This is a genomic window from Arthrobacter ginsengisoli, from assembly GCF_031456935.1.
In the GTDB taxonomy this organism is placed as follows: domain Bacteria; phylum Actinomycetota; class Actinomycetes; order Actinomycetales; family Micrococcaceae; genus Arthrobacter; species Arthrobacter ginsengisoli.
Window position 1 is genome coordinate 29,879 of record NZ_JAVDVQ010000016.1, and the last position, 15,108, is coordinate 44,986.

Below are 15,108 nucleotides of genomic sequence, written 5' to 3' on the forward strand. Positions count from 1 at the left end.
CCCGGCGGCCCGGCCATGAGCCGCATCATTTCGGGGGCCGCGGGCGGAACGACCCTGGTCAGCGTGCCCGGGTCCCTGACCCGGCCCACCACGGACCGGGTCAAGGAAGCGCTCTTCTCCCGGCTGGACGCCTTCGAGGTGATAGCGGAGGCCCGGGTGCTGGATCTCTACGCCGGCTCCGGTTCCCTCGGCGTGGAAAGCGCCAGCCGCGGCGCTCAGAGCGTGGACCTGGTGGAATTCGACGGCAAGGCCAGTGAGGTCTGCCAGCGCAACGCGGACCTCGTCAACACCGCCGCACGGCGCAAGGTTGTGACCGTGCACCGTTCCAAGGTCGAATCGTTCCTCGAACGGACCCTTGCTCCCGTCCGCTGGGACCTTGTCTTCCTGGACCCGCCCTACCCCCTCGACGAACCGGCCTTGGCCGGGGTGCTGGCCAAACTGCTCCCGCACCTGGCCGAAGGCGCGGTTGTCGTCGTGGAGCGCTCCTCCCGGAGCCATGAGCCGGCCTGGCCGGACGGGATGGAGCGCTTCGCGGAACGCAAGTACGGTGAGACGAAGCTCTGGTTCGCCGAACCAAGCGTGGAAGACGCCCCGGACACCGATACGGATGCGACGGACCAGGCGGAACCGGAGAGCGTCAGCTAGTCCGAGAACTGGTCGAGGCCGACGCCGGACAGCACCTTCGCGGGGTGCGGCCCGCGGGCGGTCAGCGCCGCCGTCCACACCTCCGGCCAGGGTCCCTGTGTCCCGGTCAGGATGATGTTGCCCGGGTAGCGGCCGCTGAACATGCCGGCGTCGGCAAAGGCGGCGACATCGGCCACCGCCCGGCGCAGCGCGGCCACCTGGCTGCGGACCAGAGTGAGTCCCGGCTCGTCGCCCACATTGACGATCAGCACGCCGCGCCGGGTCAGTTTCGCGCCGGCCTCGAGGTAGAACTCGGTGCAGGCGATGTGCTCCGGCGCCTCGGGTCCGGAGAATATATCCAGGATCACAACGTCGAAGCGCAGCTCCGGCGGCAGTTCGGCCAGCGCGTCCCGGGCGTCGCCGATCAGCGTGTGCAGCTGCGTGCCGGTGGGCAGCGGGAGCTGCTGCAGCACGAAGTCCAACAATTCCCGTTCCAGCTCCACCGCGTACTGCACGGAGCCCGGCCGGGTTGCCTGGATGTAGCGGGCGAGCGTGAGCGCCCCGGCCCCGAGATGGAGGGCGGTGATGGGTTCGCCCCACGGAGCCGCGAGGTCCACCACGTGGCCGATCCTGCGCAGGTATTCGTAGAAGATGTCCGAGGGGTCCGCCAGGTTGACGTGTGACTGTTCCGCCCCGCCGATGCTGAGCACAAAGCTGCCCCCGGTGAAGGCGTCGGGTTCGATCGTCGCGTGCTGGCCGGCGGTGCGCAGGAAGCGCGCGGCACCGGGGGTGTCCGCCATCAGAGCCTGTCGCGGAGTGTTGCGAGCCGTTCGGCGGCTTCCTGCAGGACGTCGATCCGTTTGCAGAAGGCGAACCGGAGCAGGCTCCGGGTGCGTTCGGCGCCTTCCGGGTGGCAGAAGACAGGCACCGGGATCGCCGCGACGCCCACCAGGGCGGGCAGCCGGCGGGCCAGCTCGACGGCGTCGGTGATGCCGAGCGGTGCGGTGTCCACGTTCACGAAGTACGTTCCCTGCGGGGTGAAGACGTCCAGTCCGGCCGCGCGCAGGCCCTCGCTGAGGATGTCCCGTTTGAGCTGGAGGGTGTCGGCGATGCCGGCATAGAACTCGTCGGGCAGGCCCAGTCCGGCTGCGATGGCGCTCTGGAACGGCGTGCCGGAACTGTAGCTCAGGAACTGCTTGACCGTGCGGGCGGCGGCGATCAGGTGTTCCGGTCCGCTGAGCCAGCCGATCTTCCAGCCGGTGAAGGAGAAGGTCTTCCCGGCGGAGGAGATGGTGAGCGTGCGTCCCGCGGCGCCCGGCAGGGTGGCCACCGGGATGTGCCGGGCACCGAAGGTGAGGTGTTCGTAGACCTCATCGGTGATGATGACGGCGTCGTGCCGGATGGCGAGCTCGACGACGCGTTCGAGCACCTCGCGGGGAAACACCGCGCCGGTGGGGTTGTGCGGGTTGTTGACCAGTACCACCCTGGTGCGGCTGCTGAACGCCGCGTCGAGGGCGGCCAGGTCCGGCATGAAGTCGGGTGCCAGCAGCGGGGCGGTGACGTGGCGGGCGCCGGAAAGGCCGATGATGGCGCCGTAGGAGTCATAGAACGGCTCGAAGGTGAGGACCTCATCGCCGGGCCCAACGAGCGCGAGCAGCGAGGCGGCGATGGCCTCGGTGGCGCCAGTGGTGACGATGATCTCGGTCTGCGGGTCCGGCTCCAGCCCGTAGAACCGCTCCTGGTGAAGGGAAATCGCCTCGCGCAGCTCAAGGATGCCCTTGCCGGGGGCGTACTGGTTGGCGCCGGCCGCGATGGCGGCCTGCGCGGCAGCCTTGATCTCCACCGGTCCGTCCTCGTCAGGGAAACCCTGGCCGAGGTTGATGGCTCCGGTCTGCAGCGCGAGGGTGGTCATTTCCTCGAAGATCGTGACGCCAAGGGTGCCGTCGGGGGAAAGCAGGTTGGCTCCGGTCGCGGCCCGCTGCCACGGGAACGGCATCGGGGAATTCATCGGGTGCCCGCCTTCTCGCCGCGCCCGGTGAACGAGTCCATGGTGGCGTAGATGCCGAAGACCTTCCCGCCCACGAAGTCCCAGGCCCGCACCGGCAGCAGGCCGCGCAGGATCTTGCCCAGCTGTGCGGTGGCCGGGGCGATCAGTTGCGGCCGTCCGGCGGTGGTGGCCCGCCAGGCCCGGTCCACGGCGTCCTCCGGAGTCATCAGCGGCGTCAGCAGCGGGCCGCAGGCGCCGTCGAACATCCCGGTGGCGATGTAGCTGGGGCAGAAGGTCGTCACGGCAAGGTGGCCGTAGCCCTGCTGCTCGAGCTCGAGCAGCAGGGAGTCGCTCCAGCCGATCACGGCCCACTTGGACACCGCATAGACGCTCATCCGGGGGTTGGACACGGTGCCCGCGGCGGAGGCGATGTTGAGGATCCGGCGCGGCCGGCCGGCGTCGCCCATCATGTCCGGCAGGAACGCGTGGGTGACATACATCGGCGCCAGCGCGTTGATGCCCATGGTCTGCGCGATGTCCTGCTCCGGGCCGTGCTCCCAGAAAAGTGCGCCGCGGACGATACCCGCGTTGTTGATCAGCAGCGTCAGCGGACCCTCCGCCCGGCACTCCGCCGCGGCCCCGGCAATCGCCGTGCGGTCGGCGAGGTCCACCTGGCGGACGACAGCCCGGGCCCCGAGGGCGGTCACTTCCGCGGCGGTCTTCGCCAGGCCGGCGGCGTCGACGTCCCAGAGAATCACGACGCCGGCGCCCTCGCGGGCCGCCCGCAGGGCGTAAAGGCGGCCCATGCCCATGGCGGCGCCCGTCACGAGAACCACGCCCCCGGACACGGTGAAGGGAATGCTCGATGCTGACATTCAGCCATGTTATCCCGGCCTGCGGCAGCCATACGGTAGGTTCGAAGCATGAGACGCGCCGTATGCCCTGGCTCCTTCGACCCGATCCACAATGGCCACCTGGAAGTCATTGCCCGGGCCGCCGGCCTCTTTGACGAGGTGATTGTGGGCGTCTCCACGAATTACGCCAAAAAGTACCGCTTCACGCTCGAGGAGCGCATCGACATGGCCCAAGAGACCCTTGCCTCCCTGCGCGGCATCGTGGTGGAGCCGGTCGGGGAGGGCCTCCTGGCCGAGTACTGCCGGCAGCGGGGCGTCTCCGCCATCGTCAAGGGGCTCCGTTCCTCCTCCGATTTTGACTACGAACTGCCGATGGCGACGATGAACCGCCAACTCACCGGCGTCGAGACGGTCTTCCTGCCCGCCGAGAGCCACTACCTCCACCTGTCCTCCACCTTGATCAAGGAAGTGTTCACCCTGGGCGGCAATGTGTCCGAGTTCGTGCCCCGCTCGGTGTTGAAACGGTTGCACCCGGACGGGCCGGTCCAGGAACGGCCGGGCAGAGGGTAAGCTTGATCGGTACTCGGCGGCCTGCCGCCGGTTGCGCGGCCCGAATCCGGGGCGGCTTGCGGTGTGAACCGCAGGGTGCCCGCCGGTTTGAGTCCGCCCGGAAGATCAGGCTAAGATAGTACGTCGGTCATATGTTCAACAGGAGTTCTCATTAAACGAGATGCTAGTTCGCCCTTGGCGTTCGACGTCAAGGACCTCGGACGCAGTCCGGGAAGCATGCGGACGCTGACGGAACATGTACCCGCACCAGGTGATCTTGGTGTGGCGCTCATTGGCGTGCAGGAAGGCTCGGATGTCGGGCTGGACCTGCGGCTGGAGGCCGTACACGAAGGAATTCTGGTATCAGGTACCGTGAACGTCGAAGTTACTGGCGAATGCGGCCGATGCCTGGATCCCCTTGCGTATGACCTCGAGGTCAATGTGCAAGAACTTTTCTTCTACGGGGACGCTGTGTTCTCTGACGAAGAAGACGAAGAAGAGCAACGTCGAGTCGAGCACGATCTGATCGATCTTGAGCCGGTGTTGCGGGACGCAGTTGTAACCATGCTGCCGTTCCAGCCGGTGTGCCGGGAAGACTGCCAGGGCCTTTGCTCCGAATGTGGAGTTCGCCTGGAAGACGAGCCGGGGCATCACCACGAGGTGGTAGATCCTCGCTGGGCTGCCCTAGCTGACTTGGCTAAGCCTGACCGGCAAAACTGATTTGTAAGTGTTGGACTAGAGAGAAATGAGTTAGCCGTGGCTGTCCCGAAGCGGAAAATGTCTCGCTCGAATACCCGCGCCCGCCGCTCCCAGTGGAAGGCAACCGCCCCCCACCTGGTGAAGACTGTCGAGAACGGCCAGGTCACGTACAGCCTGCCGCACCAGGCAAAGGTCGTTACCGACTCGGCTGGCACCGCGCTGTTCCTTGAATACAAGGGCCGCAAGGTCGCAGACGTCTAATCCGCCAACTGGCTGAATAAGATGTCTTCAACTGAAGAGCTTCTGAAGCGTCTCGGTGTCACAATTGACGCCGGGACGCTTCGTCTTGCGCTCACCCATCGTTCCTACGCCTACGAAAACGGCGGCATCCCCACCAACGAACGTCTCGAGTTCCTGGGCGACTCCATCCTGGGGTTCTCGGTCACCGACGCGCTGTACCGTGACAACCCCACGCTGCCCGAAGGGGACCTGGCCAAGCGCCGCTCCGCCGTCGTCAGCACCCGGGCCCTTGCGGGCATCGGCCGAAGCATCGGTCTTGGTGAGTACATTTACCTCGGACAGGGCGAAAAGCTCACCGAGGGCAAAAACAAGGCGTCCATCCTCGCGGACACCATGGAAGCGCTGATTGGCGCCACCTATGTGTCCAACGACATCGAAACGGCACGCCAGCTGGTCATGCGCCTGATCGGCCCGCTGCTCAAAGACGCCGCGGCGCTCGGGGCCGGCACCGACTGGAAGACGAGCATCCAGGAACTCGCGGCCAGCCGTCAGCTCGGGACCATCAACTACGCGGTGGAGGGTTCCGGCCCGGACCACGCCCGGACGTTCGAAGCCGTTCTGCGGATCGGCGGCACGGACTACGGCGCCGGCTCGGGCAACTCCAAAAAGGAAGCCGAGCAGGAAGCCGCCGCGGATGCCTGGCGCCGGCTCTCGGCGCCGTCGGCCGCCTCTCCGGAGGCAGGGCCTGCAGCCGGTTCCGCAGCCACCGGCACGCAGCTGCAGTCGCAGAGCGGCACCTAGGCACACCCTGTGCCTGAACTGCCCGAGGTCGAAGTTGTCCGCCGCGGCCTGGTGAGCTGGGTGCGGGGCCGGACCATCACCGCCGTCGAGGTGGTCGATCCGCGCTCCGTGCGCCGGCATGCACTCGGTCCGGAGGACTTCGCCGGCAACCTTGAGGGCGCCCGGGTCCTGGACGTGGTCCGGCGCGGAAAATTCCTCTGGCTGCCGCTGACCGACAGCCCCGCGGACGCCAGCGCCGCGGACCCCTCCTGCGACGCCGACGCAACCCCTGCGCCCGCCGTGGCGCTGATGGCGCACCTGGGCATGTCCGGTCAGCTGCTGATGCAGGACTCCTCCGTTCCCGACGAAAAACATCTGAAAGTGCGCCTGCGCCTCAGCACCGCTGACGGCATGCCGGCCGAGTTGCGGTTCGTGGACCAGCGGATCTTCGGCGGGCTCTTCCTCACGGCGTTAATCCCCACAGCCGACGGCGGCCCCGGCGGCCTCGCCGAAACCCCGCTTCCGCTGATCGCCGAGGAAGCCGCGCATATCGCCCGGGACCCGCTGGACCCCTGCTTCTCCTTTGACGAGTTCTACCGCCGTCTCCGGACCCGCAGAACAGGCCTCAAACGCGCCCTGCTGGACCAGGGGCTCGTCTCGGGGATCGGCAACATCTATGCGGACGAGGCACTCTGGCAGGCACGGCTGCACTTCGCCCGGCCAACGGACACACTCCGGCGGGCCGAAGCCGCACGCGTCCTCGATGCCGCCCGGGAAGTCATGACCGACGCCCTCGCCGCCGGCGGCACCAGCTTTGACTCGCTGTACGTCAACGTCAACGGGGCCTCCGGCTACTTCGACCGCTCCCTGAACGCCTACGGCCGCGAAGGGCAGGAATGCAGACGCTGCGCCGCCGCCAGTCTGGTCAGCCTGATCAAGCGGGATCAGTTCATGAACCGTTCCTCCTACTCGTGCCCGGTCTGCCAGCCCCGGCCACGGAACGGACGCTGGTAGGTACCGGCAGCAAAAGACAGGTAGTGCTACTCTTCCGAACCCAACATCGCGCTGAAAGACTGTGCCGATGGGTGTCAGGGGAGTGCAGACCATCGGCGCAGTGCGCGCCTTCGCCGCGGCCGGAGAAATCCAGTGATCGCCAGGCGGCTCGTCATCGCGGGGGTCGGCATCGCTGTGGTCCTTGGAGGCGCCGCCGTCGTGCTGGACCAGATGACGGCCGGACAGTCCGCTGGGTCGCGCGTCGTGCCGGCGGCCGGCAGTAGTCCGAAAGCCGGCGGACCCGGCACTGGTCCCGGCACGGCCGACGCAGCGGCGCAGACGGGGGCCGGCGTCGACGCCGCCACGCCGACCGGCGGAACCACGGACGACTCCGCCCCGGCACCCGGTGGACGTGAAGTCCTTCCGCCTGTGAGCGCGTCGCCCTCCGGGCTGCCGATGCCCGCGCCTCCGGCATCGCTCATCAGCCTCCCCTTGCCGGAGGCGGCATCAGCCCAGGGCAAAGTCGTGGACGGCTTCCCCGCGGACGCCATCCCGTTCCCGGATGGGACGGTGGTTGTCTCGACGGGTGTCTCCCCGGCGGAGGGATCCCTGCAGATTTCCGCGGAAGCCATCGTCACTTCGAGCCAGGATTCAGTCGTGGGGCACTTCCAGCAGATCCTGGGGCCCCTGCAGTTCTGGTCCGAACGCGTACCGGCCGCGGAAGGACAGCAGTCCCTGCGGTTCAGCCGGGGCAATGATTCGGTGACACTTACGACGTCAACCACGGGCACGGGTGGCACGCGCTTCATGCTGTTGGGGCATCTGCCCGTGGCGGCGGGCGGGTAGCGCCGTGTACATCTCCATTTCGGACCGCAATGGCGGCAAGAAAGACCTGGCGCCCGGAGACACAAACCCGGCCGGAGCCCCGGGGAGGCGTTTCCGTCTGTCCCCGGTCATTGTCTGCCTGGGCGTCGTCAGCATGCTCACCGACGTATCGTCCGAATCCGTCTCCGCCATCCTGCCGCTGTACATCACCGGATTCCTCGGCCTGTCCATTGTGGCGTTTGGAATTCTCGATGGAATCAACCAGGGCGCGAGCGCCATTGTCCGGATCGCGGCCGGCCATGCGTCGGACCGCCTCGGGCGCCCCAAAGGCGTGGCCCTCGCAGGCTACGGCCTTGCCATGCTGGCCCGGATCGGTCTCCTGTTCGCCAGCGGCTTCTGGACCCTGACCGCCGTCGTGACGGCGGACCGCATAGGCAAGGGCATCCGGACTGCCCCGCGCGACGCCTTGATTGCGGTGTCGGCCCAGCCGGAATATCTGGCGAGGCATTTCGGCGTGCACCGGATGCTGGACAACATCGGCGCGGCGGCCGGTCCGCTGCTGGCTTTTCTCATTCTCATGCTGATGCCCAACGGCTACGGCATCGTCTTTGTGGTGTCGTTGGCCTTCGCCGCCATCGGCGTCGCAACGCTCGCTCTTTTGGTGCCGAACCTGAAAACCCGGACAGCGGGGGCCCCGCAGCCTCACGGTAAAGCCCGCCCGGCGTGGCGGTTCCGGTGGCGGCTGCTCCGTGAACCGGGCCTGGGCCGGCTCCTGGTCGCTGCGGGGATGCTCGGCCTGCTGACGGTGGGCGACGGCTTCATCTACCTGGTGCTGCAGGACAGGGATTCCTTTGCCGTGCAGTGGTTTCCGCTGCTTTACGTGGGCACCAACGTGGTGTTTCTCATCCTTGCCATTCCGCTCGGCCGCCTTGCGGACCGATGGGGCAAGGGACGGGTCTTCATCGCCGGGCACGTCGCGCTCCTTGCCTGCTACCTGCTGGCTGCGGCGCCGGTCGGGGGACTCGGCCCCACCCTGGCCTGCCTCGTTCTGCTTGGGGCGTTCTACGCGGCGACGGACGGTGTGCTGGCGGCCCTAACCAGCCAATTGACTCCGCCGGACAAACTTGCCACCGGACTCGGCGCCGCCCAGACCGTCGTCGCGCTCAGCCGGATGGCAGCCTCCGCGGGCTTCGGAGTCCTCTGGTTCGCGCTGGGCCCCTCCGCTGCGATGGTCGCGGCCGGGGGTTGCCTTGCCGCAGCCGTCGTGGCGTCCTGGTTCATCCTGCGCGGCGGACTGCGGCAAAGGCCCGCAGCTTGACCGCGGCGGGGAGCAAGCCGAAGTGGGGCATCCTGCTGTTGCTCACGGCGCTGGTCATTGCCGGCGCCGGAACCTACGCGGCGATTGCCTTCGGGCGTTTTCAGGAAAGCAGGACGGCGGCATCGACGGCGCGGGTCGCGTCCGGCGGCGCCGTGCTGACAAAGGGCTCCGTCCTGTTCCGCAACACCGCTCCGGGCCAGGGCTACGGGACCATTGGCACCGTTCCGCTGTCCGATCCGGCCGGCGAGCGGTCACTGGCGGCGGTAGCCTGCGACCGGGTGTACGGCACCACGCAAAACATCGTCTGCCTGAAGACGAACCGTGGTCTCGTGACCAATTTTGAAGCTGTCGTGCTGAACCCTCAATGGCAGCCGACGGCGAGCTGGGCCGTACCCGGCATTCCCAGCCGCACTCGGATGAGTACGGACGGCTCCCTGGTGGCCACTACGGTGTTCGTCACCGGGCACTCATACGGCAGTGCGGGGTTCTCGACGGCGACGTCCATCACGGCGGCGCAGGGCGGCGGCGGATCCGGGAACCTTGAGGATTTCGCGCTGCTGGTCAACGGCACCCGGATCACCGCCGCAGACCGCAACATCTGGGGTGTGACGTTCGCTCCGGGCCAAAACGACACGTTTTACGCGACGGCTGCATCGTCGGGCCGGATCTGGTTGGTGAAGGGGAGTATTTCGGCGCGCACGCTCACGGCAATCCACGACGGCGTGGTGTGCCCGTCGCTCTCGCCCGACGGCACCCGGATCGCCTACAAGAAGAACACCGGCGGCCCGCTGGCGGCGCACTGGCGTGCGGCGTTCCTGGATCTTGCCACCGGGAAAGAAACAGTGCTGTCCGAGCCGCGCAGCGTGGACGACCAGATTGAGTGGCTTGACGACCAGACCCTGCTGTACGGACTCGCGCGCGACGGTGCCGCCGGCGACAGCGATATCTGGCGGATCACCGCGGATCCCGCGTCCAGTTCCTCCCTCTACATCGAGCACGCCTGGTCGCCGTCGGTGCTGCGCTGACCGGAGTCCCCGCCCTGAGTCCTGAGGCCTGACCACCCATCGATTGCTCCGCAACTGCCGTTATCAAGCTCAAAAGGGCCGTTATGGAGCAGCGGATGAAAGAGACCAAGTGATACGGCCGTGCAAGGAACACGCTGCGCTCCACCGGGACCCGCGCGCAGACCCCCTAACCACCCATCCGCTGCTCCATAACTGCCGTTATCAGGCCTCAAAACGGCAGTTATGGAGCAGCGGATGAACATCAGGGGGACGCGGGTGAAAAGACGATATCGACGAAGTAGTTGGTGGCGTTCCAGGAGTTCGTCGGTACAGTGCCGCCGGCACCGTACTGGTACCGGCCGTTGTTTGGGCCCGGCGCCGACAGGACACCGTTGATCCAGGGTTCGGCGAAGAACGCCGCCGTGTAGGCGTAGTTGCCGTTGGGAGCGAGGTACGACACGACATAGCTCTGACCCGGCTGCAGGGCGACGGGAGCAGAGAACGAGGCCTGCTGCCAGCCGGTGGCCGTCTCGTCCGTGAACGTCACCTGGGCGAGTCTCTCCCCGGCGGCATTCCACAGCGAGCCGACATGCGTTCCCGTGTTGCCGGCGCCCTTGTAGAATCTCACGCCGGTGGCAATGCCCGCAGCTGACGCTGAGAAGGCGGTGCCGAGCTCGATGGATGAAGTGTCCCCGGTCGCGGCCGGGACGGCAGGGAGCAGGGGCCCGAACAGAGTCTGTGCGGGGCCGGCCGGATTCGAGGTCGTGAAACGCCAGCTGAGCGGGGTGAGCACGGCGCCTTGAGTGGAGACGACGTTCTTCAGGCTGGCTGACACCTCGGTGGCCGGCGGCAGCGGCTGTGCCGGCGAGAACGTGACCGTCCTGGCGTCCGCCGAAAGCGCGGACGCGCCGGCGAGAGCGGCACCGTTGGCTGCCAGTTCGAAGGTGAAACCGTTCTGGATCGGGGCCGAAAGGGTCACCGAGGGTTTCGATGCCAGGGGGAAGCCGAGGGAATCGGCCGCTGGCACCTGTGAGGTCACGGTGAGCGGCGGCACCGACACGACGAAGTCCACGTCCACAAGGTAACTGGCGCTTGAGGAGGATGACGGGAAGTCGCCGTTGTACGTGAAGGCCCCGGAGTCCGATGCCGTGCGGAGCGGTCCGCTGGTGATGCCCGGACCAAACCCGCCCGGTGTCGCCGAATAGACCCCGGTGGGACTGCGGTAGGCGGCAAAGTATTCGGTATTCGCGGCGATGTCCACGGGCTGGCTGAAGGCCGCGGTCTGCCACCCGGACGAGCTTTCTCCGGTGAAGGTGACTGCCGCCAGCTGTTGCCCGGCAGCGGTATACAGCGCCCCGGTGTGCGTGCCCGTGTTGCCTGCTGATTTGTAGTAGCGGATGCCCGTGACCTGGCCGGGCGAATCACTGGCGAAGCGCACGCCCAGCGTCAGCGGCACCCCGTCATTGAAGTCCGGGGCGCCCGGCGTCACAGTGTCCTGGTACAGCGAGCACGGGCAGACGCCGTCGGGCCGCGGGGGCGGCACGGTCGTGAAGGTCCAGGTACCGTCGCTGAGCGTCTGCCCCGTCGCCGACGTCGCCGTCAATGTCGCCGTGTAGGTGGTCGCGGGACTCAGCGGGGCCGACGGCCGCAAGGTGACCTTGCCTGTCGGCGCGTCATAACTGGCCGTGCCGGGGACACCAACGGAGCCGGGACCGGTCAGGGTCAGCGCCGGGCCCGACCCCGCCGCAGGCTTGGACAAGGTGGCGGACACCGTGGCGTCCAGGGCGACGCTGGAGGAGTCGGGAAGGGGTGACTGTGCCCCGGCCACGAACGGCGGATCCGGGTACTGGACCACGATGTCAACCAGGTAACTGGTGCTGGAGCGGCCACTCGGAAAATCTTGGGTATAGGAGTAGGCCCCCGCGTCGGCCGCGGTTCTCAGGTTTCCGACGCTCAGTGCGGACCCGAGGCCGTTCGCAGTCGCGGAGTATGTCCCGGTGGTGGTCTTGTAGGCGATGATGTATTCGCTGTTCGCCGTCAAGGCAACCGGCTGGTTGAAATTGGCGGTCTGCCAGCCGGACGTGCTCTCATTTGCGAACGTGACGGTGGCGAGTTGCTGTCCGGACGCGGTGAACAAGGACCCGGTGTGCGTGCCGGTGTTGCCAGCAGACTTGTAGAAGCGGACGCCGGTTGCGGTGCCGGGAGTAGTGCTGGTGAAGCGGACTCCGAGAGTCAGCGGCACACCCTCACGGACCTCCTGGATCCCCGGCACGACGGAGTCGTCGTAGAAGCTGCAGGGGCAGCTGCCCGGTGCGGGCGGCGAGGTCACCGTGGTGAAGGACCACGTCTTGCCGCTGGTCAGGGTGCCGCCGCCCTGGGCGGTGGCGCTGAGCGTCGCAGTGTAAACGGTGCCAAGGTCCAGGTCGGCGGCCGGGGTGAACGTGACCTTCCGCGTAGTGGCGTTATAGACGGTGGCGCCGGCGACGGCCGTCCCGTTGGCCGTGAGCGTTAACTGAACACTGGAATCCGTGACGGCCTTGGAGAGGACCGCCCCCACAGTGCTGGCCTGCGGGACGCTCGAGGAGCCGTCCAGCGGCCAGTGTCCGGAAGCCGTCAGATCGGAGGTGTCGACAGTGTCGAACAGCGCGTCGACGAAGTAGTTTCCGTACTGGTAACTGTTCGTCGGAAAGGCACCCGGACCGGCGTACACACCCGCCGCAGGGCTCCCGAAGCCGCCGGCCACGGTCAGCGGCGGGGCGCTCAGGCCAAAACTGGCCCATTCGTAGTTCTTGCCGGCATAGTGGCCGTTCGGAGCGGTGTAGGAGACAACGTACCGCTGCCCGGCAGAAACCGCGACCGGCTGGCCGAAACGTACGCTCTGCCAGCCGGACGCCGTTTCCGAGGTGAAGGTGGCTGTCGCAAGCCGCTGTCCGGCGGAACTCCAGAGCGACCCGTTGTGGGTACCGGTATTCGCGGTGCTCTTGTAGAAGCGCACTCCCGTGATGAAGCCGTCGACGCTGGGCGTGACGTTCAGGCCCAGCTCATAGGCCCCACCATCCTGGGAATCCGGCACGGCCGGTGCCTGCTGGCCGAAGACCGAGTAAGGGCCGGTGAGCTGAAGATTGCGGGTGAGGGGTGCGCCAATGTTGGCGCTGTCATCGACGGCCCGCACCTTGATGCTGGCAGTGGCGAGGCCTTTCTGGATGTAGGTGTAGGACCAGCTCTGCCTGCCCTGGGCGGGATGCCAACTGCTTCCGCCGTCGGTGGACACTTCGACCCCGGCCACGATGCCGCCGGTGTCGCTGGCGGTTCCGGACACCGTGACGCTGGTGCCGTGCGGAATGGTGGCTCCCTCGGCGGGGGAGGAGACAGCCACGGTGGGGGCGGCCGTATCGCTGCTGGCCGAAGCGGCTGACAGCGCGGTGTCGCGGGTGGCGGGCTGGGCGCCCATGTCGGCCAGGAGATTGATCTGCGCCTGCTGCATCCGCGGATCCGCGGCCGCGCCGCCGCCGTCATGCTCCTCGTCCAGGCCCCACGTCCACTGGACTGTGCCCGCGGAGAAGACCAGCGCGCCGCTGGCGGCGCGGTACAAGGTGGTGTTGTGCGTCGTCGTACCTGGTTCCACGGTGTTGCCGTAGTCCTGCAGATACTGCGGCGTAATCCCCGTGGTGGTGGACAGCCGGATCAGCCCGGCGGGCCTGAAGCCGTTGTCCAGGTCCTCATTGGATTCGTAGCCCACTGTGTGCGGCGCCAGTTGCGCGGAGCTTCCGGCCGCGAGCGTCGCCAGCGAGGTGTTCCGCCAGAGACGCGCTTTACCCTCGGCGGCACTGACCGTGATCGGCAGATCCGTGAAGTTGGACACGTACATCGTTCCGGTCAATGCGTTTTCGGGGAGGCCCCCGCCGTTGGCCTGGGCGGCGTATCTCGGATCGCGCCACGTGCCGGTCCACTCGGTGCTGGGATCGATCTTGCCGTTTGCCCAGGTCTCCTTATAGGTCACGATGGTGCGGCCGGCCGCACCATCGACTGGCGAAGGCTCCATCCGGGTCCGCCAGTACACCTCATTGCCGGAGAGAAACTGAAGGTTCACACCTGCATCGCGGGCGGCCTCCACATTGGCCCGCTGCGCGCCGGACCAGTATTCGTCGTGGCCCACGGAGAGGAACACCTTGTGGTTGAGGAGCTGGGCACCGTTCCGGTCAGTGTCCACGCCGCTGATGTAGCTGACGTCGTAGCCGTTCTTCTCCAGGAAACGGACCAAGGGGTATTCGTTGCTGAAGAAGAAGTCCCGTCCCCCGATGCCGCCCCGCGTGTTCACCGGGCGGTTGTAGCTGATTTTGTAGGCCCGGCCGTTCTGGGCGCCCTCGTAGAAATTCGAGCCGCCGTAGTTGTTGTAGGCCTGCCACGAGGTGTCGGAGGTCTGGAAGACGACGTCGGAATGGCTGCCGTCCGAGCGGACCACAAAGGTGATGTGGCTCCGGTTGCCGTTGTCCGGCCGTGTCAGCAGGGCAACATACACACCGGAGACGGCCGTCGCGGGAACCTGCCAGGTTGCGGACACCGCCCACGTTCCGCAATCGTAGAGTTCGGTGGTGACGTCGGAGAGGCACTGGGGTTGATTTTGCCGCAGGGCGGACGGTGTGACCTCGGCAATCTTTCGGGCGCCGAGGCCCTGGTACCAGCCGGTCCGGTAGATGCCGATCGTGTAGCTGGCCGCGCTGGTGTCCACCTTGAAGCGGATCGGCTGGCCGGCCGTGACACTGATCTCGGTCGAGAACCCCTGGATGTCTGAATCGCCGGCGCCGGAGATGTCCCATTCCGACGGCGGGCTTCCGGGTTTCGAATTCTCACACGCCACAGCGTTCAGGAGCGGGGAGCAGGGATCCGCTGCGTTGGCGAGCGGCAGCAGGGCCGCCGGCGCAGCCACCGGCAGGAGCGCCGCGACCAGGGCGATGGCCAGCGGGATGACGGCTCGCTTCAGTGCTGTCAGTGGTCGGGCGGCTGGGGAATCGGACATATGAACTCCTGAGTGAGTGCGCTGTGGTGGTGTCGGGTCGGTGCATCGTGCCCCGCCCCGTGCCGCCGCCCCCCGGCGCAGCCCACCCCCGGTATTCAGTTGTCCCCCAAGACGGGGTTGCCAGTCCTGCGCCCGTGGTCGGACACAGCATCAAGCAACTCCTAGCCGCGAGCTTAGGGTTGCCCCCGGAAAGCCAGCAAAGGATTTCCTTGGGAAAA

General features: G+C 67.2%; 13 protein-coding genes. 9 read left to right on the forward strand and 4 right to left on the reverse strand.

The features are described 5' to 3' along the window. Positions 1 to 15: 15 nt before the first annotated feature. On the forward strand, positions 16 to 645 hold the full coding sequence (gene rsmD / locus J2X01_RS16120; RefSeq protein WP_310059598.1) for a 16S rRNA (guanine(966)-N(2))-methyltransferase RsmD: 630 nt from the start codon (positions 16 to 18) through the stop codon (positions 643 to 645). On the opposite strand, the gene J2X01_RS16125 is transcribed toward rsmD, so the two are convergent. From J2X01_RS16125 to J2X01_RS16135, 3 genes are read right to left on the reverse strand one after another with little or no spacing between them, the layout of a single operon-like run. Continuing rightward, positions 642 to 1,424, reverse strand: a complete 783-nt coding sequence (locus J2X01_RS16125; protein WP_310059600.1) for a spermidine synthase — start codon at positions 1,422 to 1,424, stop codon at positions 642 to 644. The genes rsmD and J2X01_RS16125 overlap by 4 nt on opposite strands. After that, on the reverse strand, positions 1,424 to 2,632 hold the full coding sequence (locus J2X01_RS16130; protein ID WP_310059602.1) for an aminotransferase class I/II-fold pyridoxal phosphate-dependent enzyme: 1,209 nt from the start codon (positions 2,630 to 2,632) through the stop codon (positions 1,424 to 1,426). Before J2X01_RS16130 ends, J2X01_RS16125 begins: the two co-directional genes overlap by 1 nt. Continuing rightward, positions 2,629 to 3,486 (reverse strand): SDR family NAD(P)-dependent oxidoreductase, encoded by an 858-nt coding sequence (locus J2X01_RS16135; RefSeq protein ID WP_310059605.1) that lies wholly within the window; start codon positions 3,484 to 3,486, stop codon positions 2,629 to 2,631. The genes J2X01_RS16130 and J2X01_RS16135 overlap by 4 nt, the downstream gene beginning before the upstream one ends. A 48-nt stretch (positions 3,487 to 3,534) precedes the next feature. Here J2X01_RS16135 and coaD point away from each other — a divergent pair, with 48 nt between their 5' ends. The 8 genes from coaD (at position 3,535) to J2X01_RS16175 (ending at position 9,894) form a co-directional block, all read left to right on the forward strand. After that, positions 3,535 to 4,035, forward strand: a complete 501-nt coding sequence (coaD, locus tag J2X01_RS16140) for a pantetheine-phosphate adenylyltransferase (protein WP_310059607.1) — start codon at positions 3,535 to 3,537, stop codon at positions 4,033 to 4,035. A 174-nt stretch (positions 4,036 to 4,209) separates the two neighbouring features. After that, positions 4,210 to 4,734, forward strand: a complete 525-nt coding sequence (locus J2X01_RS16145; protein ID WP_310059609.1) for a YceD family protein — start codon at positions 4,210 to 4,212, stop codon at positions 4,732 to 4,734. A 36-nt stretch (positions 4,735 to 4,770) separates the two neighbouring features. Continuing rightward, positions 4,771 to 4,974 (forward strand): 50S ribosomal protein L32, encoded by a 204-nt coding sequence (gene rpmF, locus J2X01_RS16150; RefSeq protein ID WP_009356569.1) that lies wholly within the window; start codon positions 4,771 to 4,773, stop codon positions 4,972 to 4,974. 21 nt (positions 4,975 to 4,995) lie between these two features. Next, positions 4,996 to 5,754 carry a ribonuclease III gene (rnc, locus tag J2X01_RS16155; protein WP_310059611.1) on the forward strand — a complete coding sequence of 253 codons (759 nt, stop codon included), beginning with the start codon at positions 4,996 to 4,998 and terminating at the stop codon, positions 5,752 to 5,754. A 9-nt stretch (positions 5,755 to 5,763) separates the two neighbouring features. Beyond that, on the forward strand, positions 5,764 to 6,747 hold the full coding sequence (gene mutM, locus J2X01_RS16160; RefSeq protein ID WP_310059613.1) for a bifunctional DNA-formamidopyrimidine glycosylase/DNA-(apurinic or apyrimidinic site) lyase: 984 nt from the start codon (positions 5,764 to 5,766) through the stop codon (positions 6,745 to 6,747). A gap of 132 nt (positions 6,748 to 6,879) precedes the next feature. Continuing rightward, a complete protein-coding gene (locus tag J2X01_RS16165; protein ID WP_310059615.1) occupies positions 6,880 to 7,572 on the forward strand; it encodes a hypothetical protein in 693 nt (230 codons plus the stop codon). 4 nt (positions 7,573 to 7,576) lie between these two features. Beyond that, positions 7,577 to 8,869: an MFS transporter gene (locus J2X01_RS16170; protein WP_310059617.1), complete on the forward strand. Its 1,293-nt coding sequence runs from the start codon at positions 7,577 to 7,579 to the stop codon at positions 8,867 to 8,869. Then, a complete protein-coding gene (locus J2X01_RS16175) occupies positions 8,866 to 9,894 on the forward strand; it encodes a TolB family protein (protein ID WP_310059619.1) in 1,029 nt (342 codons plus the stop codon). The genes J2X01_RS16170 and J2X01_RS16175 overlap by 4 nt, the downstream gene beginning before the upstream one ends. Positions 9,895 to 10,135: 241 nt before the next feature. On the opposite strand, the gene J2X01_RS16180 is transcribed toward J2X01_RS16175, so the two are convergent. Continuing rightward, positions 10,136 to 14,890 carry a DUF4082 domain-containing protein gene (locus J2X01_RS16180; RefSeq protein ID WP_310059621.1) on the reverse strand — a complete coding sequence of 1,585 codons (4,755 nt, stop codon included), beginning with the start codon at positions 14,888 to 14,890 and terminating at the stop codon, positions 10,136 to 10,138. Positions 14,891 to 15,108 lie beyond the last annotated feature (218 nt).